17 protein-coding genes and 3 pseudogenes are annotated in these 26,450 nt (G+C 33.8%); 8 read left to right on the plus strand and 12 right to left on the minus strand.

The genetic code is table 11. From position 1 onward, the window contains the following. Nucleotides 1-3,445: 3,445 nt before the first annotated feature. Together CICURV3402_RS07315 and CICURV3402_RS01960 are read left to right on the plus strand one after the other, a co-directional pair. Nucleotides 3,446-3,786: pseudogene (locus CICURV3402_RS07315) on the plus strand (cupin domain-containing protein). A gap of 735 nt (nucleotides 3,787-4,521) precedes the next feature. Further along, a pseudogene (locus tag CICURV3402_RS01960) lies at nucleotides 4,522-5,394 on the plus strand (glycosyltransferase family 2 protein). 2,458 nt (nucleotides 5,395-7,852) lie between these two features. Here the strand turns inward: CICURV3402_RS01960 and CICURV3402_RS01965 are convergent. Beyond that, on the minus strand, nucleotides 7,853-8,026 hold the full coding sequence (locus tag CICURV3402_RS01965) for a hypothetical protein (protein ID WP_187306897.1): 174 nt from the start codon (nucleotides 8,024-8,026) through the stop codon (nucleotides 7,853-7,855). Between the two features lie 204 nt (nucleotides 8,027-8,230). On the opposite strand from CICURV3402_RS01965, the gene CICURV3402_RS07085 reads away from it, so the two are divergent. The 4 genes from CICURV3402_RS07085 (at nucleotide 8,231) to CICURV3402_RS07495 (ending at nucleotide 11,091) form a co-directional block, all read left to right on the plus strand. Continuing rightward, entirely contained in the window at nucleotides 8,231-8,416 is a 186-nt protein-coding gene (locus CICURV3402_RS07085; protein WP_268904280.1) for a DUF29 family protein, read from the plus strand. 76 nt (nucleotides 8,417-8,492) lie between these two features. Next, entirely contained in the window at nucleotides 8,493-8,663 is a 171-nt protein-coding gene (locus CICURV3402_RS07090; protein WP_268904281.1) for a DUF29 family protein, read from the plus strand. Between the two features lie 458 nt (nucleotides 8,664-9,121). Beyond that, complete coding sequence (locus CICURV3402_RS01975) at nucleotides 9,122-10,498, plus strand: phosphohexomutase domain-containing protein (RefSeq protein ID WP_158379619.1); 1,377 nt, start codon at nucleotides 9,122-9,124, stop codon at nucleotides 10,496-10,498. A gap of 458 nt (nucleotides 10,499-10,956) precedes the next feature. Continuing rightward, nucleotides 10,957-11,091, plus strand: a complete 135-nt coding sequence (locus CICURV3402_RS07495; RefSeq protein ID WP_158379620.1) for an antA/AntB antirepressor family protein — start codon at nucleotides 10,957-10,959, stop codon at nucleotides 11,089-11,091. Nucleotides 11,092-12,814: 1,723 nt separating this feature from the next. On the opposite strand, the gene CICURV3402_RS06405 is transcribed toward CICURV3402_RS07495, so the two are convergent. The 11 genes and pseudogenes from CICURV3402_RS06405 to tolQ all read right to left on the minus strand — a co-directional run bounded on the left by CICURV3402_RS06405 (nucleotide 12,815) and on the right by tolQ (nucleotide 23,221). After that, the gene (locus CICURV3402_RS06405) at nucleotides 12,815-13,003 is read right to left on the minus strand and encodes a hypothetical protein (protein ID WP_235667582.1); all 189 of its coding nucleotides are present in this window, start codon (nucleotides 13,001-13,003) and stop codon (nucleotides 12,815-12,817) included. Between the two features lie 425 nt (nucleotides 13,004-13,428). After that, a complete protein-coding gene (locus tag CICURV3402_RS06410; protein ID WP_235667583.1) occupies nucleotides 13,429-13,566 on the minus strand; it encodes a hypothetical protein in 138 nt (45 codons plus the stop codon). 1,131 nt (nucleotides 13,567-14,697) lie between these two features. Next, entirely contained in the window at nucleotides 14,698-15,024 is a 327-nt protein-coding gene (locus CICURV3402_RS06415; RefSeq protein WP_235667584.1) for an S-methyl thiohydantoin desulfurase domain-containing protein, read from the minus strand. A 269-nt stretch (nucleotides 15,025-15,293) separates the two neighbouring features. After that, nucleotides 15,294-16,592, minus strand: a complete 1,299-nt coding sequence (locus tag CICURV3402_RS01995; protein WP_407079046.1) for a cytosine permease — start codon at nucleotides 16,590-16,592, stop codon at nucleotides 15,294-15,296. 1,746 nt (nucleotides 16,593-18,338) lie between these two features. Further along, nucleotides 18,339-18,821 (minus strand): tol-pal system protein YbgF, encoded by a 483-nt coding sequence (ybgF, locus tag CICURV3402_RS06420; protein ID WP_235667613.1) that lies wholly within the window; start codon nucleotides 18,819-18,821, stop codon nucleotides 18,339-18,341. Nucleotides 18,822-18,893: 72 nt separating this feature from the next. Then, nucleotides 18,894-19,112: pseudogene (locus tag CICURV3402_RS06425) on the minus strand (tol-pal system protein YbgF); the annotation flags it as partial. 17 nt (nucleotides 19,113-19,129) lie between these two features. Then, entirely contained in the window at nucleotides 19,130-19,651 is a 522-nt protein-coding gene (pal, locus tag CICURV3402_RS02005) for a peptidoglycan-associated lipoprotein Pal (protein ID WP_158379623.1), read from the minus strand. Nucleotides 19,652-19,692: 41 nt separating this feature from the next. Then, nucleotides 19,693-20,982 (minus strand): Tol-Pal system beta propeller repeat protein TolB, encoded by a 1,290-nt coding sequence (tolB, locus tag CICURV3402_RS02010; RefSeq protein ID WP_158379624.1) that lies wholly within the window; start codon nucleotides 20,980-20,982, stop codon nucleotides 19,693-19,695. A gap of 70 nt (nucleotides 20,983-21,052) precedes the next feature. After that, the gene (gene tolA / locus CICURV3402_RS02015) at nucleotides 21,053-21,997 is read right to left on the minus strand and encodes a cell envelope integrity protein TolA (protein WP_158379625.1); all 945 of its coding nucleotides are present in this window, start codon (nucleotides 21,995-21,997) and stop codon (nucleotides 21,053-21,055) included. 43 nt (nucleotides 21,998-22,040) lie between these two features. After that, nucleotides 22,041-22,463: a colicin uptake protein TolR gene (tolR, locus tag CICURV3402_RS02020; protein ID WP_158379626.1), complete on the minus strand. Its 423-nt coding sequence runs from the start codon at nucleotides 22,461-22,463 to the stop codon at nucleotides 22,041-22,043. A 35-nt stretch (nucleotides 22,464-22,498) separates the two neighbouring features. After that, nucleotides 22,499-23,221, minus strand: a complete 723-nt coding sequence (tolQ, locus tag CICURV3402_RS02025; protein ID WP_158379627.1) for a Tol-Pal system protein TolQ — start codon at nucleotides 23,219-23,221, stop codon at nucleotides 22,499-22,501. 624 nt (nucleotides 23,222-23,845) lie between these two features. On the opposite strand from tolQ, the gene glyA reads away from it, so the two are divergent. Together glyA and manX are read left to right on the plus strand one after the other, a co-directional pair. Continuing rightward, nucleotides 23,846-25,087 (plus strand): serine hydroxymethyltransferase, encoded by a 1,242-nt coding sequence (gene glyA / locus CICURV3402_RS02030; protein WP_158379628.1) that lies wholly within the window; start codon nucleotides 23,846-23,848, stop codon nucleotides 25,085-25,087. Nucleotides 25,088-25,460: 373 nt separating this feature from the next. Next, nucleotides 25,461-26,450, plus strand: coding sequence for a PTS mannose transporter subunit IIAB (manX, locus tag CICURV3402_RS02035; RefSeq protein WP_158379629.1), 990 nt, complete (start codon nucleotides 25,461-25,463; stop codon nucleotides 26,448-26,450).

Raw genomic sequence — 26,450 nt, forward strand, 5'->3', positions numbered from 1 at the left:
CTAATGGTGTGGCGGTCAACTATCAGTACACTTTCTCTTTCAATGTTAATTTAAATATTTGGGAAATCAGTGATAAATGCTGTAAAATTGGCGGCAACTAAACTTGAAACAACTTCAATTGATCTCATCTCGGTAGGATTTAATAAATCACTCATTAAAATTTTATGAGTTTATATTTATGATGACGATATCTATGCTAGTTGTGCCTATTCACCTTCAATCAAATATCCTGATAATGTGCCAATACATTGTAGTTCATTATAATTTAATATTTATAATCCTAGCGGTGGCAATAAATATTGCCAGGAACAATTAAAAAGAAATGTTTTATGCCACATACACATCTGCCATGAGGAAATGTCATTTTTAAACGAGGTATAAAGTCATCTCAAGCAGTAATAAGAGAGTTTATTAATCAACATAATATAAAGAGTGCATGGCGTCTCGGTGAATGGGATTATCTTGAGAGTAATCAAAGTTTTATGCGTGACCCTAATATGATAAATCATAGAAATTAAATAATTATGCAATCTACATTAATAACTAAAAATGATAATACTGAAAATAATATTATGAACAGAGATTTTTTATTAATCATTAAAAAATTCGTACATTTATTATTTAATAATTTTTATTAACTACCTTTGAGTCTGTAAATCTGAAGTATTTGTATTCCTAGTTTTAATAGAGTGAATGGTTTGTTAGAATTTCTCTATATGTAAACAATAACCACATGATCTAAAGTTCGAAGTCTGTATATATAATAATATTCCATTGAGGATTATTCAAGCGTTGAAAACGATATAGAAGAAACCAAACTTAAATATAGTAATATTACTTACATTGTACAAAAATAGAATATCAGTAGATGAAAACTATTTTTATAAAAAATTACTAAAGCATAATATATTTATATGTATGAGAAAATGATCAATTTTATCTTAATAGTTTCTATAAAATTTCTATATTATGAAAAATAATAATCCTGATTTAATAAAATTGCATAACATAAGAATTCATGTAACTAGAAAATATTTATGTTCTAGTCATAATTCATGGGGAATAAAGTATAAAAATAATAAGATGCATATTTAGCATTATGAGATAAAAACTCATGTGGTAACATCTTAATGAGAACTTCACTTTTATCGGATCATTATTTTTAACCTATTATATGACAATGAATATGCAAATACTTGTTTCTCGTTAAATATAATAAATAATAAAAAAATTAATTTTTTATCATTATTCAGATTTTTCATACGTAAAATCAAGAAAAATCAAAAGGAATAGATTCGTTTGAAAATATATTATCCTAGTCTTATTAAAGATCATGATCTTTTTTATAAAAATGTAAAACCAAAATATTTAATTGATATTATAAAATATAAATATATAAATTTTATTTATAGTATTCCTTTTATAGTATATGTGTTTTTCATAGTGCTAAATTTTATGAAATAAAAATCCTTAAAATATACTTATTTTAATACTATAAAATATATCGCAAAATTTTTTATCATTATATATCACAATATTAATGAAATATGTTTTTAAAAATTTCCATGCTCGACAATAAATTAAACAGGTTATTATGACATAACCTGATACAAGGTTAGGTGTTAATAAACTTTTATTAAATCTCATTTACTATTTTATATATTTATATTTAGTAGTTTATAGGATGAATTTTAAATCATTTAATCAATGGATAAAAAGAAATTTAAATAAATTTATTATAGGAACTAATTTTAAAAAATTAGAATTTAAAAAGATGACTCTAAAAACAATACTTGTATTTATTTTATTTTCAGTGTTTCCTTATGGATTATTTTTATTTCTTATACACAGGAAAACTTACTGGTGATTTCAATCACATAACTTTTGAATTAAATAATTATACTATTTTATATGACATTAATTTAGTAGTTTATAATTTTTATTTCTTTTTCATTATTTAAAATTTTAGATTTTTTAATCATTAAATTATTTTATTTTAAAATTTAGGCAAATCACTTATCTATTGTTTTATGATTACTTTATTAGATATGAGTTTTTCTTTTTTACTGGTGTATGCAAAGTTAATCATCCAAAGACTCATACGTTCAAAATTTTTTTGTTTATTAATACAAAAAATATATTTATTATTTATTAGCAATCTAAAAATATTTTATTTTTAAACATTATTTAATGTATACTATTAACATTCAGCAAAGGTTGGAGTGGTTTTATTTTAATAATATTTTTTCTTGAATTTTACTTTTAAAAAATTAATATCTGTATTATTTAGTATAATGCTGTATTTATTTTTTTAAATTTTGGATCTGTTTTATATAAATACGTGTTACCTTTGAAAAATTCTATTAGAACTAATAATGAAATTAACTCAATAAGTTATACAAATGCAATGTTGCTTCTAGTTAGAAGACCAAATACTTCTTATCCCATTTTATTAAGAATTGATACAAAACTAAAAGATACCATCCTTATAATAAAACAAAAAAATTTATTGAAATCATTGATGAGGGAATTATAACTTCTCTGCAAAGTCACAGTGGTATTAGCGTTTCTTTTAAAGAATTAACCTATCGGTTATCTAAAAACAATTTTGCATGGTATTCATATGTTAGTAATAAATACCCTAAATTTTTTTAAAATGTTGACATAACGCCTAGATACTTTGAATACTATCGTGATTCTTTAATAAATAAAGAAGTTATGAAAACGCATGCTGTTTTTTATTCATCCTATTATCATATTCCTACTTTAAAAATATCAACTGGTACTAGATTACAAGATTTCACTTACTAGGATTTAAGAAGGGCACTGCAAAATGGGGACGTAGTTGGCAAAAATATAGGACCATCCGTAATAGTGATTTAGTGACCTATATTTCTAAAAATATGGTCAATGATATTACTGAAATATGGTTCTATTTCTAAAAATAAAATAAGAGTTATTTATAATGGAGTATCTAATGATTATGATCCATTAAATTATCATGTTGCATATACTAATAAAGTCATTTTTGTTGGTAGTGTACTATTATCAAAAAAGAGCAGGCATTGCTCAATCATTATCTGCCGAAACGTTATTGTTGGCTAGCACTTCATACCCTTTTTATAACAAAAATTCTGCTAAATAAAAGTCATCTTGACGCGTAACCCGTGACTAATGCTTTTACATGCATCAATAAACACCATATTTTTTAAAAAATAATTTCTTAAATGAGAAACAAGTATTCCTGTCATGCCGGTAATAAAAGCTTTATTCATTTTTATTCTATGTTAACAATTGAGTGTTGATCGAAACGTAAGATGCGGTACTGATAACACATAAAGATCAGGTGCAAAAGGTTAATCAGATCGTGCCTCAGCTTAAAGCTAATAAACGAAGTGAATATTTAAAACATAAAGAAATCTATCGCCCTTGGGGATCTAATGATGTGATAGCCGCAAGGAAAAATTATCGTGTCAAAAAAGTGATCGTGAAACCTAAAAGCGTATCGCCAGGCAGATTCATTACCATCGAGCGGAACATGCGGTGGTTTTTTTAGGTACTGCTAGAGTATTCTACGCTGAGAAAACGTACTTGATAGGAGAAAATAAATCCACTGACATTCCTATAGGGGTAGCTGATGCGATTGAAAACACGTGTCAAATAAACCCGCTGGAACTTATTGAAGTTCATATAGGGGCTATCCTTGATGAACGAGATATAAAACGGATTAATTCTATTAACGATAAAAATAATAATAAAAATAATGATTATTACGGCTACCTATAATAGTAAAATGACGATTCTGGATACGCTGACATCCATGAATCAGCAGACTTATCGTGATATTGAACACATGATAGTGCATAGTGATTAGACCGATCACACCTTAGCATTGATAAAACAATATGGACAACGTGTCTCTCAGGTGATATCAGAAAAAGATCAAAATACTTACAATGCGTTAAAGAAAGACATTTCATTAGCTATAGGAGATATTATTGGCCTACTCTACTCTATGCCTATGATTTCTTTTCTTATGATAAGGCATTAGCGGATCTTACCCATACTTTTAAAATACATGATCCTGATGCTATTTATGGTGATTGAGCCTATATCCCGCGCTTTGAAAAAGCGTGATTAGTTCGCACCTGGCTCCGTGTGGAATACACAGAAAAATTTTATCAAGGGGGATGCTCCCGAATCTCCCCTTTTATATGAAAAGATCATGTTACCAATCATTAGGTGACTATGATCTCAGCTTAAAAATTACTGAATCTTATAATGCTATTGTGCGGTATATGTTAATAAAAAAGTAAAGGTGATTTATATGCCTAAAATATTGCTCTATATGAAAATAAGGGAATCGGCACAAATCTTTCAGATAAATATACCTCGTTTAAAGAGGAGGTGATAGCCATACAGCGTTAGCAGTTAGGCGGATTTATCACTTTTATAAAGAAAAAATTATATCAATTGTCTCAATTTTTTAATAAAAATTTTTTTCAGAATGACAGAGTAAAAATAAAAATCTCTTTGATTGTGCCTGTATTTAATGAACAAGATGCTCTCCCTGTTTTTTATCACACGGTTAGTGATTTTTAGTCTCTCTCTCAGTATGAAATTGCAATCATATTTATCAACGATAGTAGTCGAGATAAAACCTCGCATATCACGGGCACGTTATCACGGGCAGATCCTCTTAGTACTTTGATTAATTTTTTAAGAAACTTTAGAAAAGAAGCGACTCTTTTTGCAGGGTTGGTTCATGCTACTAGTGAGTTGATGATCTAGATAGATGTTAATTAACAGGATCCTATTAATGTTATTCCTATGATGATTAAAAATGGGAAAGAGGGGCTGATGTTATTCTGTCTAAAAGGACAGAACGCCCTTAAGATAGCTACTTAAAGCGCATTAGTGCATCGATGTTTTATAAAGTACATAACAAAATATCTTTGCAAAAAATAGAAGAGAACGTAGGGGATTTCCGTTTGCTTTCTCATCAAGTTGTCGATGAGATTACAGTACTACTAGAACGAAATTTATTTATAAAAGGCATACTCAGTTTAGTAGGCTTTAAAACAAAAATTGTCGAATATACTCGAGCGGAACGTATTACCGGTGTCAGTAAATTTAATGATTGGAAATTATGAAATATTGCTTTGGAAGGTATCACTTCATTTTCGACTGTCCCGTTAAGTATTTAATCATATCTCTGGTTCGTAGTTTCTTTCTCTGATTTTATTTATGCGGCATGGATGATTTTTAATAAGCTGATATAGATAAATCCTCTTCCTATCTATCGTTGATGACAGCCATTTTTTCCTGAAGGCGATCGATGTAATTGGTGAGTATATAAGCAGAATGTATATAGAAAGTAAAAAGAGGCCATGATATATCATAGAAAATATTACAAGGAGTAAAGAATAAAATAATTCAAACTTAATAAGCTATTTACTTTAATTCTTGCTTTTATAATTATATTAATTTCATCATTGCATATACCTATGCATTCTGATGATTATTCATATTATTTGATTGGTTTTTCTCCATCCGCTAACTTGGGACATTATTTAGAATGCAGTGGACGATTCGTTACAGACTATAGTTAGTAGTATTTTATTAAATTTTAATCATACAGTTTACTCGACAATACATAACTTAGCTTTTTTCTCATAATATATTTTATCTTTTTAATTCCTGTAAAAATCTTTAATAATAAAAATCCGTTTTCAGTAATGTCATGTTTTCTTATTTTTTACTTTATTTGATCGACAATCTAAATCTTTCTTAAACATCTTTCTGGATTATCGGATCAACAAGTTACATGTAGACGAATATGTTTCTTGCTGCTTTTTATGTTTTTTTATTTTCTTCAATCACATCTCAAATAAATAAAAGTATAAAATTAGTATTAATCTTTATTATTGGTTTATTTGCCAGTTGTTTAAATGAAATACCAGTATTATAGTTGTTATCATCAGTGATTTTATTTTTTTGAAAAACCACAAAAAATTATTTTTTTAGTTTTATAAGAAATATTATAAGTGCATTAAAATTGCTATTTAGCTCAGACTATATAGTAAGAGCAATGATTTCTACCTTTGATGATTGGTGCAAAATAAATTTTATTCATAGATTTTATCAACATTTTGAAAAAATTTCCAGCCGCTCAATTAGAATAATGGAAAATATATGTTATGAAAAAATTTTTATTTCTGCAAAGTTTAGTAGATCTCTTAATAAAAGAGCGGATGTCTATGTTAGGATAATTGTTATCGCTAGTATATTATCGAATTCAGAATTAGCTGCTTCTTCTACTGTATATGGAAGCGTCCTGAATGGTAGACTTTACTTTTTGCTATTGTCAGCTTACGTCATTATATATTCAGTATGTATAAATATAAAGAACGATTTTCTATCAAAATTATCCTGATTTACATCAAGTATATTTTTCTTTAGATATTTCATTCCATCTTATTTATGGTTTACTGCAGCAGTTACAGAAACCTTTTAACAAGTAAAAATCAAAGCAAAAATTTTTTTGATAGAAAAAGAAATAAAATATTAAAATTCCTGGCTTTTTCACTCATCTTGCTAAAGATGGCGATAAATTTAATCTTTTTCATAGTGGTACCGTAGGCTCCCTACTATGGCATTAAATCTATTAAACCATTTTATGTGGTATTTTATTACTCGCAGTTCAATAAATCAAAAAATACTGATGTCAATATTAATTTTAGAAAAAATTTTGTTAAAAAATCTATTTTAGAGTAAAGTTTTTAACTCAAAATATATAATTTTTTAGAATTCACAGGCTCTATTAATAAAAATGTTAGTCAATCTTAAAGAATTTTTATGCATTTATTTTGAAAATATTAAAACAATTTTATTAATTGTAATATTGATAAATCTACAATTTTAATTGATAAAAACGTTTTATTTATAGAGATGCAGACTCAGTAAATATTAATAATATAGATAAAATTAAAATAGGTTTTTGATATTAATACAAGAATAAAAACTGTTGATATAACAATTTCTATTAATTGATATAATTTTTAACAAATAATTTTTATATTTTAGCTGAGACCTATAAATATTAGGAGATAATTAATACAAAAAATTAAATTACATGCATTTTTTAAAATACAGTAGTGATTTAGATTCAATCTCTGTTAAAATAGTGTTATGATATAAAATCATTTTACTCATATTAATATTTTTAATATGTTATAATAAATAAAGGTTAAAAATTGAAAACATCAAAAAATTCGCCATTTTAGGCAGATTCGGTTCTATTAGCACTCGTTTATGTTAGCGTTTAGTAGAGACGAATGATGATTTTTTATTTTAGATAAAAATAAAAGCGACGACTTTACTGAAAAATGACAATTTACTGATGTGGCTCATTCATCCAGCTGAGATAAAGCTTTGTTAGGCATAAATATGATTATAAGTCTTTCTGCTGAGCATCAAGATAACGTAAAATCTAATAGGTTATAGTACAGTGTCAATGCATCAAGATGCAACGAATCTGTGTGATGGACGAAAAGCGTTTAAATATTCAACATATGATTTTTACTTCTTCGGGAGCCGTGTATGGTTTTTTAAAAATAAAACGGGCGAAGACGGGTGTTATTATCCTTTGAATGATTAGGGCTAATCAAAATTAGCCACGGAGCAAATTTATGATAAATTGGTAGGTAAAGATCTCAATCGAACCTCGGTTGCGGTCAGGCTAACCGTAGTGTTTGGCGAAAATATTCGAGGAAATGTCTATAATTTTTTATGTTCGGGAGAGGCAAGAATTAAAAATAGATAACTTATGTAAAAAATGTGTCAGCATTTTTTATAATATGCGATCACTTCGCCGCTCAAGCGACGCTTCGTCTTTAATTATGTCGATAAGCTCGCTTTTTCTATGAAAGTAAAAATCATTTTCTCTTGCCTTATAGCCTGGTTTGTTGGCAGATTCTTGCTTCGATTTATTCGCTAAAATAATAGAATAAAAATATCCCATCATCCGTATTCGAATTGAGAAATTCTATGCTCAAACCCAATTTAAATTGGTGAGATCAAACAATATGATTTGCAACCCTCTTTTTTTCTAAAATAAGAGATTATTAGAACAGCGCGTGAAGAATTTTGAATAAATCGGATTGATATCGATGATCAATGTAAACTGTGTACACATGCCGTTGATGCCTCATAAAAAATAGAGGAAGTGATGACTACATTTTATGACGATGATTTTTATGGCTGTAGCCAAAAACAGGCAAATTTGCTCCGTACAAAACGTTTTCATGAGTTAGATCCCGAAAATTTGTTGGAGGAAATAGAGGCAATGAATAGAAATAAATGCAGGGAGCTAGAATCTAGACTTGAAAAGCTACTGTCTCATCTCCTGAAATAGCAATAACAACCCAACAGAAGAGGAAACAGCTGGCTACTTATGATTAAAAGAACAACGTAGAAAATTTATCGATTGCTTGAATGAAACTTCTAGTCTGAGAAATAAAAAAGAAAAGCGTCTTATAATCGTATACCAGTACGCAAGGCTTTCTGGTGAAAAAGAAACAAACCTCTCAGAAAGAATTTTTACTAATCAATTCCCTTGGACGTTTGATCAAATTATAGATAATGAATTTTTCCTAGCATAATAGTTATGATTGTTTTAAGACATAAAAAATCTTCATAAAATAAAAAATTTTAATGACAGATAAAAACATGAAAAGTACCTCCTATATTTTAGCATTTTTTTATTTTCTTTTGAATATGTATGCATAACTTCCTTTTCAGGCATGGTTTTCAGATCATCTTTTTTAAACAGAGAACACTCATCGAGTAACCATCTTTGTTCCCGCTCTTCCTATACGTTAAAGTAAGAAATCAATGATAGAATAAAAGTTAACAAATGAGTTGTGATCATAACTATTCTTTATCTTCAATAATGAAGAGAAATCTTTTGTGGAATTGATATAATTTACTTTGAGTGAAAAATCAATATTTGCAAATCTTGATCACATATGTTTGATATTACCCATCGCGACGATAATATGGAACTCAACTGATACTGTGCGCCGATGGATCATTCATTTTATAACTTTAAAGCGCAATTATGCCTAAATTATCTTGTTTTAAAACTTATGATATCCGTGGACGCTTAGGTGAAGAAATCAATGAAGAAATCGCCTATCGCATCGGTCGAGCTTATGCGAAATTAACTAAAGCCAAAACCGTCGTCTTGGGTGCTGATGTGCGTTTAAGCAGCGAAAGCCTGAAGTTTGCCCTCTCTCGCGGTTTACAAGAAGGCGGTGTAGATGTGCTGGATATCGGTGTCGCAGGTACAGAAGAAGTCTATTTTGCCACCTTGCATCTTGGTTTGGACGGAGGTATTGAAGTCACTGCCAGTCACAATCCCATCGATTATAATGGGATGAAGCTTGTGCAAAAAGGGGCTCGCCCTATCAGTGGCGAGACAGGGCTTAAAAAGATCCAAAAATTGGCTGAATTAAATTTGTTCTCGCCTCGCGAATACCGTTCTCGAGGCAGTTATAAAAAGCTCTCGACCATAACAACCTATATCGATTATTTAATGGGTTATATCACTCCTGCCTATTTCACTATACCCTTAAAATTAGTGGTGAATAGTGGCAATGGCACCGCAGGCCCTGTAATTGACATGCTAGAAAATCGATTTAATGCGCTCAAAATGCCTGTGACACTGATCAAGATACATCATCAAGCAGATGGCACTTTTCCTAATGGAATCCCAAACCCGCTGTTGACAGAACGCCGTCAAGCGACTTCAGATGCGGTGTTGGCAGAAGGTGCTGATATGGGTATCGCCTTTGATGGTGATTTCGATCGCTGTTTTTTCTTTGATCATCGAGGCCAATTTATTGAAGGGTATTATATGGTCGGCTTGCTGGCAGAAGTTTTTTTACAAAAAGAACAGGGTGCCCGAATTATTCATGATCCCCGTTTAAGCTGGAACACTATCGATATAGTGAAGGCGTATGGGGGTAAAGCGGTTATGTCGAGAACAGGCCATACCTTTCTTAAAGAGCGTATGCGTTTAGAAGATGCAATTTATGGCGGCGAGATAAGTGCCCATCATTATTTTCGCGATTTTGCTTACTGTGACTCTGGGATGATCCCTTGGATGTTGATTGCCGAGCTCCTGTGTGTCAAAAACCAAAAACTACAACAATTGGTGGAAGAACGCATAGCGGCTTATCCTGTATCTGGGGAAATTAATTGCCAGTTGGAGAATCCGATTCAGGCGATTAAGCGTGTTCAGGACGCATATCAACCAAATGCTTTGTCTGTAGATGAAACTGATGGTATTAGTATGGAATTTAAAGATTGGCGTTTTAATCTTCGCTCTTCGAATACCGAACCTGTGGTTCGGCTTAATGTAGAATCACGTGCCAATAAACCGCTGTTAGACGAAAAAACAGACGAAATATTAACGTTATTAAATGCTCAATAATATGGCACTTTTAACAAAGTTGAGTCATCGATTCGTAATGTTTTTATAAAAACTACACAGTTCTTTACGGTGAATATAAAATAAAATAATCTTCTTTTTATGCTTGGTATTAAATAAACTCGTTCAAATTATTTTTTCAGTAAAAAGGGCCAAATTGCTCATTTTTAAAAAAACTCATTTTTTAATTATTTAAAATAATATTTATTTCAATTAGTTAAACAACATAACTTTGTTAAAAGCGCCATATCTCATTTTATCGGGCGTATTTTTCGCTATAAATATTATATTCAATTAGAAGAATGCAACTATATCTCAAACACATCCCATGATGGCCATTAAAACGTATTCAATTAATAAAAACTTTTCTGACGGTCAATGATGCTGATCCTTACCATTCTTTGAGCATGTGCATCAGGTTTTTAACCTGGATGAAATAATATTAAACACTACACAGTAGTGTGGGAAATACAGATTATCTCATTTTTAGCCATGCTGGACTTCATGCCGGCTGCCCGTTTAAAAACTATGTTCTCACCCTAAAGAAAGCGAAAGAGATTTCAATGCTGGAGCGATCCGACTATTGCACCCATTGAGAGTCACTAGACCCAAAGTTATACTCTATTTTCACTTTTAGATGCTTAACTGAGAGGTTTAAACTAGCCTTATTTTCTGTTATCGATTGTTCATTTTTGTCCGAAAGCTGTATTTTATATTGCTACGAGCCTTAGAAACAATGCTGGAGAAAATTTTTTTCTAGAACTATATAGACATTATTTACGCCAGTTATAAACCCTACTATTAAATTTTTGTTAAGTTATTAGAGCACCCCAATGTTGAACTATTCACTATTGTTATTACTAGTTTTTTAAAAGTTCATTTTTATTTAACTAAAATAAAGTCTATCAAACTATCAGGTAAAAACTGATTTTATGAAATAAAGCACGCGTTTTTATATTTTTTAGGACACTTCAATAAACTTGATTTCAGCTGCTTATTTGTTATTTCTTTTCTTAACATTTTTCAATTACTCTTTTATAGCACTGTTAACAAAAAATAACTTATATTTTTTAAAAGTGATGTCCGTGTTCTCATGTACCCATCTATCACCATACCTTGAAGGTGATTGATAGCTTGATTTCACTGAAAATCATATCAAACACCATTGCAAAGCAAAAAACTTATGTTGGTAGTTTTTTTATGATTAAAAATTTAGTTTTAGAGGACATACAATAGTATATTTACCTTTTTTAAAGCAAACTCTACTAATACAAACGAAAGGAAGTTCCCTAGATTCCTCAATTGCTATAAAATTCGTGAGGAGAATGAGGAGAATACGGATGATATCGAAGCTCTTTAAACTGAAGCTCTTTAAACTATAGAGGCTGTCATAACGCTTTATATAGAACTGCAATCTAAAAACCAGGGTGCATTAATGTGAACAAGTCTAAAAAATAAAGAATTATCTTCCTGATACGACCCAAAATTCTGATATTTTGCCGACACAGTTCGTGATGTTATGTGAAAATTTACAGGAGCCTTTTGGAGTCAAGGATATTGATCCAAAATATATTTATGCTAATCGCACATATATTACCGTCTTCCTAATATTAATGCCGCAACATTCTATATTATCAATCACTTTGATAATGAATTACCTTCATCCATAGCAAATTTCGACTTTCACTTTCAATAGCATGATCGCCAGACAATGCAACGGCAGGATCGTCTTTACTCGATTGAAATACACCGATACGAACCTGATCAATTGATGCGACCTTATTATTTTAACAAGTATCCACTCTATTAAGCCCATAGCCGACTGTGTATTAATACCATTTTCACGCTAGAAAAGTTGAGGAAATTTTACTCAAAAAAGATTTTTACAGGATGTTCAACCCGGTCATGTTTTATTTTTCTTTTCGGTAAACATCTTTACCGAAAAGAAACTCAATGTTATTTTTTGTATTGCAAAATATGAGTAGCAAGCTCATTGACTTTCATCTGGGGTTATCTCACCGTACGGTGGAAAATAAACTACAGGTAATGTACGAAAAAGCAGGAACTCACTCTTTGTCTCAATTCAACGATTACTGCAGAGATAAAGTTTATCATTGTTACTTTTCACAAAAACTTATAATTTCTGCCAGTACGCTATTGGATATGAGTCTGTAGAGGTACTGTGCTCTCAATTTAAAAATTTCTAACAAAAAACAGGGATCGTTAGTCCTGATCTGGCGAGAGACAAGTACTGAGTGTGCCTGCCGCTTTAGCCCTTATTCTAACTAAATTTCCGGGCATATAGACAAGTGGCAGAGATTACAGCTCGATAATTCTGACCGTATCAGGTATTGCTCCGACTTCCATTGCCGCTTTTCGTGCCTTTTCCCGCCTGCAACAAACAAGCTTCCATCGTCTCAGTATTGGTAGAAAAATAGTGTCCACACTACCCCTGACCTTAGCAAGGGAGACAGCTGCGGCATTCGCTACTGAGGCATACGCAGACATTATCAACTTTGCAGCTCCTCGTAATCCGATAGGTGACAAGTAAGCTCTATCAGTCACAAAAATGACCGGCATATCACTAAAAGATGTATTTATTCGTTCCAGGGCTTCTACTATTGCCACGTAGGGAACCGCTGGCCACCGAGATATCGGTCACGGTCAAAGTGTCACCACCAAACAGAAGCGCATGCTACTTCAACTGATAACCTACACTTTTCGCTCCCACATGAATCGTACCATCAGAGTTGAAAGTCACTAAAAAGACACCTCCTATACCAATCTAGGTAATATCCAGCATGCAAAAACTGCTACGTAGTCTACCAATTTCTGCTGCTAGCGAAGATTGACGAGAGAACTCGTTTTTTTAATACACCCATATCAGTAGTAGTGCCACTAATATCTACCACCAGTCCATCCTCAAGATCCGTTCACATTGCAGTGACACAGATGCTATTAGTTGAACTAGAAGCAATCGTCAAAATGGAGAGGCGTCGTGCCTGTTTGACTGGCATTAAGTTACCATCTTTTTGACCAAAATAAAGCGGAGCACTGCTGTTGTTCTGCAACAGCGTTTCCTTAAATCCGTTAGTCAAACTTTGAGCCACACTTCAGAGAGCTGCATTCAATATCACCGCATTTTCTCTCTCGAGTAAACTCATAGAGCCGATTATCTGATGCTAAGAGATCATAATATCATGCCTCAAAATCTCCTAAACTATTTCTGCTACCAGACGTTCTTGAGTATCTCTCAGCAGGAAAAATACACCACAAACCGAAACTGCGCTGACCAGCTCTTTTACCGAGTAAAGCTAGCTTCGGATTATTTTTTCACCGAGTGCTGCCACTGCCAATAGCTGGCTATCATAGTGAGATGATTCTGAAACGGTAAACAGATATACCAATAACTTTTTATGAAAATTTACCGGTATATTAACCAACGAAAGCACTGCTAGAGTTTGCAGGCAGTGCCTAGACGAAAGTGTGCTACAGGTTCAAGATTTTTTCGTGCAACTATAGCGTTGGTACAGTAGTAGGTTGCACCCAGCGTCGCCCAATTAATTTGGGCTGGATTAATTGACGACTGGTCAAGGATGACTTCAATTGCGTGGCCAATGTTTTACATTACATCAGCAATGATGGGCTGTGTAGTAAAGACCACTATTCATGATGAAAGTTTAGTACTACCGCATCAGTATAAGTGCCCCACAGATCAATCTCAGCGGATAATTCATTAGACCGCTCCTTATACGTGCCATCGCTAGCATCTCAATAGGTTTATAATCATCAGGGTAGTTACAATAAACTGGACCACATGCTTTGATACCTCGCGAAGTGCGCTATTTATCGTAAGATGGGCCCGCATCACCACCACATGCATACCATAACTCAGCCTTTCAGCAAGAGCCGGAAAGCACTTATCCTCCTAAAGTAGGATAATTAAATTAGGGGTGATATATAGTGGTATTTCTTCCTGTTTTGCTAGAAAGTATGCATTTTGAAACAGCACTTCAAAACGACTGCTGACATTCTCTTCTACACCTGTAAAAATTGATATCCTGCAAGTAAACCTATCTTCGCTGCGCTAATACTTACGCGTATTGCCTTGCCACGAAATAAAACATGGCCTCTGCGTATCCACTAAATTATCTCTGGCTGCGCGAGCCTTGCATATCCTTTTACCGATATGTCGCATAAAACTAATTGTGTCTTTTATACCTGAGTTTCTTTCCTGTGTAGATGCAATAGGTGAAGCGGCAAAAATCGGAGGCACCTCCCTTTTTCACTGTCACTACCCTAGCAAATTCCTCAGCCTGATGTCTGTCCATAGCGTCGACCAACACGGTGTTCAATTTTTTATCTGCTATGATAAAAGTTAAGGCGTTAATCCTATCGAGATAAAATGTGGTCATCTGCAATTCTAGAAAAGCACGGCCCATGCCATCAACGTCGACCACAGGTAATCCCAAACGATAAGCGGTTTCTAGTGGAATCACCACCTGTTTCAAGAGGATAAATGCTAGCAATGGTACGGCCCAAGTGCTTTTTCATATACTGGCAGGCGACAATAGACTCTTTCCTGTTATGGGATTTTTCTACCATAACAGTCAGGGGGCCTATCATGACAGAGAGAAAAGCAGCTCGTGCGGTTGGAACACCTCTGAGTCAAGAAACCAAATCATCCCATGCTATTGAATTGCTTACTGTGCCATAATTTTACCGATATAGGGATCCGCCGCCTCTGGCGAAAAAAGAAGCACCATAATATGTTCTATCTCTTTCAAATCTAGCCAAGTCATTTGGCAGCTTTTTTAAAGGGATAACTGTTAAGCAGTGCGTAAACCGTTATCGACACCAACAGTGAATTCAAAGAAGGAATACCCATCTGAATTATCAGTCCAGTTAAGATCCCAGCCAAACAAGCAATAACTCCGTTCCAACCCACGGCTGGAAGGATTTTTGGGTCAGGCAGCTGTTGCTGCCGAAGACTTTCATCAAGTTTCACCCGATGAGTTTTCAATAGCCAATAATCGCACAACATCACACCGGCGACAGGAGGAAACATGACCCCCAGCAGCAGTAAAAAATCGGTAAATTTTTCAAAAATACCTGCCACCGTCAGCAATGTGCCAAGTGTACCAAGCGCGAGTGTCAATCCGACATAGGATAACCTGCGACCACTTATAACTTCTACCGCACTGAGCACAGCTAGAGAAGAGGAATAAAGATTGGAATCATTGATTTTTAGCGCCGAGAGTATGACGGCTAACAGGCCAATCCAGCCAGCTGTCTGTGTCAGAATAGTCAGTACGTCGGAGGTATTAAGAGCGTGGGCGATAAGTATCGCGATACTGTTTACCACGAATTCGCCGGCGATGATAGACAAAGTAATCATCCAGAAAACATGACGACCATTTTGACAATAGCGCCCAATATCGGCTGTGGAGAGAGCGGCGACTATATAGCCTCCTCCAACAGCAGTCGCTGCCATGCCTAATGTCATTGGCTCTCCTGTAGGCGGGGTGGTTATCAAGTCAATGACGTGATGTCCCGCCAGCAGTTCACGGACAATGCAGCCTACGACTAGCATAAACAAGGGCACTGTAAGTATAGCTATCCACCCCATAGCGCGCAATCCGAATGTCATAAATGCAGTTAACCCCAGTCCTGACAATAGGGCACAAATGACAAATCCAGGCTTATTATTCATGGCATAGTTCAGCCCATTTGCTAAAATAGCATTCTGTACACCAAACCAGCCTATCAAACTGAAAGCGATGAGTATGCTGACTAAAGATGAGCCATAAAAGCCGAATCCGCACCATCGTGCTAATTGACTAGTAGAAAACCCTTCACGTGCACCGGCAATACCAAGTCCTAAACTCACGCATTCCAACAGCATACTGCCAAGAAAAGTTGCCAGCAAAGCATCATAAAAAGACATAGTATGGCCCAGCAGGGCACCCATCATAAATTGTCCAAGGGCCGTCATAATGCCAATACGCACCACGACCATGGTAAAAAGACTGGAGCGGCAATCCGCTGGTGCACGCATAAAACAAAAATCATGGGTATTAGGTAATTTATTTTTCATAATTTCCACCAATGGTTATGTACTGTGTAGATAAATCACATTCGTTTAATTTGAAGAGGTAACTGAGACATATCCTATAAAAAATAAAAAATTCTTTTCAAAAGTTTATGTCAAAAAAATTTTTATACTGATTCCCTGAAAATACCAATACCATTTATTGATAAGCAAGGTTAACTGTGTGATAAAATCGTTATCATCTATGAATTTTATAAGCATATATTCATTAATCGTCGTGTTATGCGCCATGATATTCCATGGGTTAGCATAATTCCATGGAAGTGATTCACCGTTAAGAAAATAACGATCGCCGATGTGTAATATACGTAGACCCACTAAACGGCATAATAAAATATCCTGCTACTATATTGATTGCACTTGTGATGATGGATAAACCTGAGCCGCGGGAGACCTAGGTAAATCGTAAGATGATTGAGACATCTTCTGATCAAACCAGGTTTTGAGACTATCTCGCTGCTGTAGTAAAAATTGGTTTATTATGTTTTGAATGGCGGTAATATCTTGAGGTAGAATTTCTGTAGGGTCATCACACATAAGTAAATCAGGAGAGGGGTAATACTCAATTCCTCTATAATTTTTTCTGAAAAAGATTCAGTCCAGTTCCTTATCATACGAAGGCTGTTGTCTTTCCATAAATTCATACAGTAACTCGCAGCAATTTCTGACGAAATTACTTCATGGGAAAAATCCTTAGGGATATACGAAACATCACCAGAGACCAGCTCTTTGTTAATAATCGATGTAAAAAAATTCTTTTGATCGTAGCGCAAGAGAGATGATAATAAATTCCATATACGCTATCGGATACGCCGTATACCTTGAATAATAAACACGTCAGATGTTTTAGCATATAGGCCTAGCCACCCCGGGTACTGAAAAGACACCGTTAAATCTTCTTTTTACCAATTAGGAAAAGTACGAAACAAATACGTAAATTCTTCAGCAGGTCTATGCTAATGATTAATTGCCTGAACCTTTCGTGACCAGTTATGCCGACCTAACGATGTATATCAATTGAAAATATTATGCACTACTTGACATTTTCCATTAACCTTATGAGCTAGCTCTCGAGTGCTTTTTCTATCACCATTTTAGCTAGCTCACCAGGTGAAACTGGGTTAATAAAATCAACAATAGCTTACTTTAATAATACAGAATGCTTTTGCCCGTAATGTTGTAAAAAATCCTGCAAGTTTATTATCAGATACATCTTACATGCTTTCCCCCTATTTATAGTTATGAAAATTAATAAAAATCAATAATATAAAGATTAAGTTATTGTTAGAAACATTCATGAACGTTTTGTCAGTAATTTTAGCCTGCGATTGATGGGTGTAGCATAGACTTTAGACGTTGTTCTCATAATACGAGGCCACAATTTACAGTCAAAACGTAGCGACTCTTTGATGAACAAAGATGAGGTTTTTTTACAGATTTATTATTCTTGCGGTCAAGAAATGTAGATGAATTTTTAGATTACTTCATTAATCGAATGACTATATATCATATATAACAGTTATATATATACTATTGTAAAGGATTGTACCTATACAAAAAAGCCATCTCATTTATCGGGAATCAATATACCTGGCTAACGACATTTAGCTAGTTAATGCACTGCAATAGAAAAAGTTTAAATGAAAAGTTTATTTGCAGTAGCTTGAAGCTAAGCTGCTAGAGACAAAGGCATAACGGTAAGTTTCTCAGAAAGGTAAAAATGGGAAATAGTTAATTTTTTTTAGCCGCATGCAGTTTTTTCTGAGCTTCTTTTTTAGCAGCACTTAGAGGATATTCCTCAATAAGTCTTTGATAAATTTGCTGTGCTTTGTCAGTTTTACCTGATTCCTGCATGATCATACCCACTTTTAACATGGCATCTGGCCTTTTAGGCGATTTATGATATTTTTTAACAAGAACAGCATAATAATAAGAGGCTTTATTTTTCATTCCTTTATTATAAAAAAGCTGCCCTAGCCAATAATATGCGTTAGGTCGATAGATGGATTCCGAATACTCCTCTACAAAATGTAGTAAATTGAGGATTGCTTGATTATTATCTTTTTTTTCAAAAATAAAAAAAAGTGCAGCATCATAATCCTTTTTTTCATTATTTTTACTTTTAAGGGTAACTACTTTTATTGCTCCGTTTTGATTATCTGTATTTTTTAGAGTTATGGCTTTTATCTCAGTTTTATCATTTTTTAAAGACATATCACCCTGTTCATTTCTGTGTTTCTTTTTTATTTGCTCAATCTCATACTGATTTTCTTGAATCTGCCCCCGTAAATCATTTACATCCTGCTGTAAATCGCCAAATTTTTGTTCATATTCTGTTAGTAACTGACCACGACCACTAGAAATACGCTCGAGCTGCGTAATACGATATTCCAGAGATTCTGAGTTTAGTTGACTGACGGGCGCCTTAGCTATCGTGGTGAATGGAATTGTTAATGCGCCAATCAGTAACGACAAACTATATCGCTGTTTGAAGTTACTGTTCATTTCATTTGCTCACTTTATTAATAAATCAACACAGCTCTACGATTTTGAGAATAATCTTCTTTGTTATTACCCCGATAAACTAGCTTTTCTTTACCATAAGATACAATTGACATCTGTTCAGCAAAAACACCTTTGCCTTGGAGGTATATCTTTACAGCGTTAGCCCGACGTTCCCCTAAAGCCATATTATATTCTGATGTACCACTTTGATCTGTATGTCCCTCTATATAGACTTTAAAAGAGGGATTATTAAGTAAGAAATTAGCATGGGCATTAAGAATCTCAGCAAAATTAGGCTTAATGTTGTATTTATCAAAATCAAAATATACCACACTGGTTTTTTGCAATTCTTCTATTTGTACTTGAGCCACTTGATCAGCAGAAGACATACCTGAATTACTATTCATATCCGTACTAATATCCGTTGTTTCAGCGCCCATTTCAGAATGATTTATATTTTTATGAGAGGTACACGCTATTACAGAAAAAATAAATAGAGCCAAAGCGAGGTGTGTAAGTATTTTATGATTGAATTTCATTATTTTAAACCTTTTTAGTTAATAGAGAGGCGGTGGCTTTATCAAAAAGAAGGTGACCATGCTGGAAATTTTACCTGTCCGTCCACTGCTGGCAATAGGGCTTTAAAGCCCCCATCTGTTGAAACTAGATGTAGTACTGAATTCGCGTTCTGAGTAGAACTATAGATTACCATCGTCGTATTAGGCGCGACGCTAGGCGTTTCGTCTAAAAATGTGTCTGTTAATATTTGAACATCTCCGGTTTTTAAATTCTGCTTGGCAATATGCTGCTGCCCATCTTTTGAATTCACCAAAATTAAAAATGTCCCGTCTGGGCTGACAGCTGAATTTTGATTTTGCTTTGCATTCCAAGTGATTCTTTGTGACACACCATGACCGCTGATATCAATTTTATAAACTTGAGGCAGACCCGCTTGATCAGAGGTATAAGCTAAGTACTGACTATTTGGAAACCAACTAGGCTCTGTATTATTGCTTCGACTATCTGTGATTTGAGTGATGCTTCCAGAAGCAAGATCCATCATATAAATATTAAGACTCCCAGTTTTAGATAAAGCAAAAGCTAATTTGGCCCCATCTGGAGAAAATGCCGGGGCGCCATTATGGCCTTGAAAATTAGCTATTTTTTGAATACTACCACTCGCTAAATTTTGTATGACTAAAGCTGATCTGCCACTTTCAAAATTTACGTAGGCCAATTTTTGGCCATCAGGAGACCAAGCAGGCGACATCAATGGTTGGGATGAACGATATACAACAAATGGATTATAACCGTCATAATCAGAAATTTTTAGTTCATACGAGAGATGCCGAGTATTTTTTTGTACAACATAAGCAATTCTAGTAGAAAAAGCACCTTTAATCCTTGTTAATTTTTGAAAAATTTCATCACTAGCACTATGCGCCGCATAACGTAACCATTGTTGAGTCACTTTATATTGATTTTGTGTTAGAACTGTCCCTGATGAAATCTCTACTAGCTGATAAGAAATTAAATAGTGATTATTATCTACGGGTTGAATTTGACCGACTACAACATCATCTACACCTAAACCATACCAAGAAGACGTGATCAATTCAGAGGCAGTAAAAGGTTTTTCTGGCATTAGAGAAGGATTAATCGGATTAAATTTGCCGCTATTTCGTAAATCTGAACTAATAATGTCCGCTATTTTTTCTGGCGACTCCACAGTGCCGAGCCACTTAAATGGTACAACAGCAATAGGTCTGGCTGAATCAACCCCTTGAGTTATTTGAATACGTACTTGTGCATGTAATAAAGAAGTCCATAATATTAACAGACTGAATAGTATTTTAAATACAGGCTTCATTTTATTTCCTTTGTTCTCTCAAATCATTCTAACAACTTTATAGAAAATAAAAACGAGATTTTATAGATGATTATGGTGTAAAAACCAGAGAAGCGTTTTTAAATACTTGATAAACATCTTTATTAGGCGGCTTAGGAATATGTGCTTGCTTTGCTGCTGCTACCGCCGACTGACAAAGATCAGTATCTCCGCTTTCCTCTCTAATACTGATTAATTTTCCATCAGGGGCTAATTTAATACGTAAATGACATCTTTTTCCATTGTAAAGACTGGCATCATAAAATTTACTTTGAATCGCGTGTATAATTTGATCTAAATAGCTTTTTATTTCAGTATGCGATCCCTTTTTTCCTCTTTCAGTTATCTGAATGTTAGGTGTGTTTTGAGGCGATGCCAAATCATCAAATAATTGAGCAACATTTTTTATTGTGTTTTCAGACTTTTTTTTGGCTACAGCTACTGATTTTTTTCTTTTTTGTTCAGCCTGTACTTTTTTTTCTATTTCAGACCTGATTCGCTTGGCCTCTATTTTTGCGTTGTCGGCAGCTAATTTAACTTGTTTTTGCTCTTCTTGTGCTTTTTTAATCGCAGAGTTGATCTGTTTTTGTTGATCGACTAAACGTTGATGCTGTTCTTCTATCTGTCGCTTTCTTTTTATAATTTCTTGTTTTTTATTTTCTTGTGCTTGTAATCGTTCCTCTTCTGAAATTTTCAAACGCTGTTGTTCTTCATTGTGTTTTTCCGCTTGCTGTTGTGCTTCTTTTGTTTGCCTTTCTAATACCAGTTTTGGTTTTGCTTCTTGATTTTGATGAGGTTGGTATTGTTCTGTCATTCTAGATCGGTCTACTATAATCGCATCTATGACGTTATCTTTATCACCCTGATCACCCTGACTTCCTTTATTTAGTTTGAACCTGGAGGAATTGATAATCATAAAAATGATGAAAATCAAATGCAAAAAGCCCGAAAGAATAAGAGCATAATTTAATTTATTCTCTTTAGTAAACTTTTCCAAAGTTATTTTCCAAATAAATTATCAAATTGAATAAATTTAAAATTTATATCGTCTGTGTCATCAGGCCGACAGAAGTAACCCCGGTCTGATGTAATATATTGAGCACTTTCATGATTTTATCGTAAGCAACTTCTTTAGCGCCCCCTATCAAAAAAACCGGTTCTAAATTGTTTTTTAGCTGCATTTTTGCTGCAGAGATTAATTGTTTCTCTGAGAGTTCTTCCATTCTTTTATGATCAATAATCATAGCGTAGTGACCTGTCCCAGACACTTCAATAATTACAGGGGAATGATTTTCATCTACCATTTTAGAGTGGCTTGTTTCAGGTAGGTTAACTTCAACACTTTGAGTAATAATAGGCGCCGTTGCCATAAAAATAAGCAAAACTACTAATAACACATCGAGCAATGGAACTATATTAATTTCTGGCTTCAGCCCACGACGATGACAAACACGTATTCGCATTAAATAACCTTCTATAATCAAAGTGATCTAGGTGTTTATTGTTGGACTGATTTTTTATTTATTATAATAGAGTTTTTATCCGTCTCAGAAGTCACAACTTTACGATGCAAAATCGCAATAAATTCCTCTACAAAGTTATCATAATTTTGCTCAATTTTATTAATATTTTGATTAAATCGATTATAAGCCATAACAGCTGGGATAGCAGAAAATAAGCCAATCTCGGTGGCAATTAAAGCTTCTGCAATGCCAGGCGTTACCATTTGCAAGGTCGCTTGTTTTGCGGCACCTAATGCTATAAAAGAATGCATAATACCCCACACTGTACCAAAAAGTCCGATATATGGACTAATAGATCCGATGGTACCAAGAAATGGAATATGCGTTTCTAAAGCTTCTAGCTCACGATTCATCGAAATACGCATGGCTCGAGCTGCCCCTTTAACAGCGGCTTCACAAACATGATGATGTGCACGATGCAAACGCACAAATTCTTTAAACCCAGAATAAAAGATTTGCTCTGAACCGGAAAGCTTATCGCGTCGATCATCACTTTGTTGGTACAAATGCGACAGCTCAATACCAGACCAGAATCTATTTTTAAAAGTATCAGCTGTCTTTGTAGCTGTTCTTAAAATGCTTGTTTTTTTAAAAATAATCGCCCATGAAAAAATAGAAAAACAGATTAATATTGAAATAATACCTTTAACTAAGAAACTTGCCTTCAAAAACAAATCTAAAATACTCATTTCAGCCACAAAAACTCCACGACTATCATTAAAGTTAATATTTTATTAAAGTAAATCTTTATGATTCTGCTTATTTTATATACATATACTTTTTTACACCAGTCTTATGGGTGAAACCCAGGCCAAGTATCACTTCGATTTAACGGCTAAAGCCAAAAATCCTAATAATAGCAAAAAAAGAGGCCAAATAAGTATTTAAAGTATAAAAGCGAGAAAACATAATATTTTGTGAAAAATAAATTTTTAGTGCCATTAATAGCGTTTTAGTCAGTATGACACGGGGTTTTACGACAACTCACAAATAGTGCAGGTGCGATAATTAAAATACAAAAAAATGCAATAAAAGTTATTTTTAAAACTTAAAAAGTTTCTACTAAATCACATAAAGTAATACAAAAATCAAGATTTTTTATCATTTATAAATAAATAAACCTACTTGAATAGTAAACCCATAAGGGATGTTACCGGGCAAAACATTCAGAAAACATTGCAGAAGCCGGACAACCCAAATTATATCGCCGCCTTCTTGTAGAACATGAAAAATCTGATGTAAACTTTAAACTAGTTTGCTTTAGGACAGGTATGTCGGATTTGACGTGGCCATACTAAAAACTAAATCATTAGGAGATTTTTATGTCAAAAAATATTGCAGAGTATGATGCTGATCTATGGCGCGCCATGAAGCAAGAAATAATACGTCAGGAAGAACACATTGAATTAATCGCATCTGAAAACTATACCAGTCATCTTGTAATGGAGGCTCAAGGTTCACAGCTGACTAATAAATATGCGGAGGGATATCCGAGAAAACGCTATTACGGTGGATGTGAATATGTTGATATTGTTGAAGAACTCGCAATAGAACGAGCTAAAAAATTATTTGATGCTGATTACGCAAATGTGCAACCGCATTCAGGTTCACAAGCGAATACTGCGGTTTATATGGCATTACTCAATCCTGGTGATACGGTATTAGGGATGGATTTAAATCATGGCGGCCATTTAACACATGGATCTGCGGCCAATTTTTCAGGAAAGCTGTATAATATCGTTCCTTATTGTGTTGATCAAAAAGGAAAAATTGACTATAACACTTTAGAAAAATTGGCAACAAACCACAAACCAAAAATGATTATTGGAGGATTTTCTGCATATTCAGGTATCGTTGATTGGAGAAAAATGCGCACTATTGCAGATAGCATCGGGGCTTATTTATTAGTTGACATGGCTCATGTAGCAGGTTTAGTGGCAGCGGGCGTTTACCCAACGCCGCTGCCTCATGCGCATGTGGTCACTACCACCACTCACAAAACCTTAGCTGGCCCTCGGGGTGGTTTAATTCTTGCAAAAGGTGGCAATGAATCATTATATAAAAAACTCAATTCGGCGATTTTCCCGGGAATTCAAGGGGGGCCATTAATGCACGTAATTGCAGCAAAAGCCGTAGCATTCAAAGAAGCCTTGGAACCTCAATTTAAAATTTATCAGCAGCAAGTGGTTAAAAATGCCAAAGCGATGGTCAAGCTGTTTTTAAAGCGGGGTTATGAAATTGTTTCAGGTGGAACAGAAAATCACTTATTTTTACTGAATTTAGTAGATAAAGGCTTAATTGGAAAGGAGATAGATGAATTACTGGGGCGTGCTAACATTACGGTGAATAAAAACACTGTGCCCAATGATCCCAAAAGTCCTCTGATCACATCGGGTATACGGATTGGGACTCCATCAATTACAAAGCGAGGGTTTAAAGAGGAAGAAGCACGTGAAGTATCGTCTTGGATATGTGACTTATTAGATCATACTAAAGATGAAAAATTGATACACAATGTTAAGGAAAAAGTGCTGTCTATTTGCGAGCGATTTCCTGTTTATTGATTGTTTTGAAAAATCTTATTAAAGAAATATTGATGCATCAATATAAAACAATATTTCTTTTTTATTGATATTAAAAACAAATTTCAATTAACCTACTCTTCAATGAATACGGTCATTTTTTACTCATATCTTTTCTTAGGTGAATATTAGTTTTAATTCTGACTCATCAAAGTATAATATTAAAAAATATTCTTACTATAAAGTCATTTATTAAGCGAAATATTCAAGTGATATACAAAACAATACCGTCTCAGGTGTAAGATAACTAGAACAACGGACGTTTCAGATTGTATAGACAGGGAAAATGTGTTGGATAAATTTTTAAATTCAAAAACATCTATTTTTATTAAATGTAATATTAAGGAATCAGCAAGTGAATATTGCTATTATCATTAGCACACATGGAAACTGTGCAAAATACCTTTTAGAAACAACAGAAATGCTGATAGGTCAACAAAAAAACGTAGCTTATGTTAATTTTTTAGCAGGGGAAAACACGGAAACATTAGTACACAAATATCATGAGATATTAGCAACTTTGCAGGCCCAAGATGGGGTGTTGTTTTTATTAGATACTTGGGGTGGAAGCCCTTTTAATGCAGCAAATAGAATAATTGCTTATAAAGAAAATTATGAAGCGATTTCTGGTGTTAACGTGCCGATGCTGATTGAAGTTTTGATGGCACGAGATGATGATATTTCTTTATCTAAATTAGTTTCTATCGCATTGGAAACAGGGAATGCTGGAATTAAAGCGTCTAAAATGAGTAACGAACTTGCTCTAAAAAAATCGAATCTCCCCTCTTTTAATATTCATCCTGAATCTCAACGCTTCAATTTAACATCTGTGAATCATCCACAGAATCAGGGCTATATGAAGATTCAATTAGTTCGTATTGATGATCGTTTAATTCATGGGCAAGTAGTCACTCGATGGGTCAAAGAAACCGATGTAAATCGCATTATCGTGGTCAGTGATGAAGTCGCATCAGATCAAATGCGAATCAGTTTATTAAAACAGGTTGCCCCGCCTGGCGTCAGTGGTCATGTTATCAATATTAACAAGGCGATTCGTGTTTATCACAATCCTAAATATGCAAATGATCGAGTCATGCTGCTCTTTACTCATCCTTCTGATGTAGTACGGTTGATTAAAGGGGGGGTAAATATTTTATCAGTAAATGTAGGGGGTCTGGCTTATACTCAAGGTAAAATCAAAATAAACAATGCTATCTCAGTTTTCGAGAAAGATATTGATGCATTTACGGCATTATCTCAACTAGGAATAAAATTGGATGTTCGTCAAGTTCCTTCAGATATCTCCTATAATATCATGGATTTAATCAGTAAGATAAAAAATTAA

It is taken from the genome of Candidatus Williamhamiltonella defendens, assembly GCF_900699045.1.
Classification (GTDB): domain Bacteria; phylum Pseudomonadota; class Gammaproteobacteria; order Enterobacterales; family Enterobacteriaceae; genus Hamiltonella; species Hamiltonella defensa_A.

What these genes read in the sequence shown, in the direction of transcription:
- pal (WP_158379623.1), bottom strand. Translation starts at nt 19,651, where the DNA reads ATGAAATTCAATCATAAAATACTTACACACCTCGCTTTGGCTCTATTT.
- CICURV3402_RS01965 (WP_187306897.1), bottom strand. Translation starts at nt 8,026, where the DNA reads ATGATGGGATATTTTTATTCTATTATTTTAGCGAATAAATCGAAGCAA.
- glyA (WP_158379628.1), top strand. Translation starts at nt 23,846, where the DNA reads ATGTCAAAAAATATTGCAGAGTATGATGCTGATCTATGGCGCGCCATG.
- tolR (WP_158379626.1), bottom strand. Translation starts at nt 22,463, where the DNA reads ATGCGAATACGTGTTTGTCATCGTCGTGGGCTGAAGCCAGAAATTAAT.
- CICURV3402_RS01995 (WP_407079046.1), bottom strand. Translation starts at nt 16,592, where the DNA reads ATGAAAAATAAATTACCTAATACCCATGATTTTTGTTTTATGCGTGCA.
- ybgF (WP_235667613.1), bottom strand. Translation starts at nt 18,821, where the DNA reads ATGTCTTTAAAAAATGATAAAACTGAGATAAAAGCCATAACTCTAAAA.
- CICURV3402_RS07085 (WP_268904280.1), top strand. Translation starts at nt 8,231, where the DNA reads ATGACTACATTTTATGACGATGATTTTTATGGCTGTAGCCAAAAACAG.
- CICURV3402_RS01975 (WP_158379619.1), top strand. Translation starts at nt 9,122, where the DNA reads ATGCCTAAATTATCTTGTTTTAAAACTTATGATATCCGTGGACGCTTA.
- CICURV3402_RS06405 (WP_235667582.1), bottom strand. Translation starts at nt 13,003, where the DNA reads ATGTCTGCGTATGCCTCAGTAGCGAATGCCGCAGCTGTCTCCCTTGCT.
- tolB (WP_158379624.1), bottom strand. Translation starts at nt 20,982, where the DNA reads ATGAAGCCTGTATTTAAAATACTATTCAGTCTGTTAATATTATGGACT.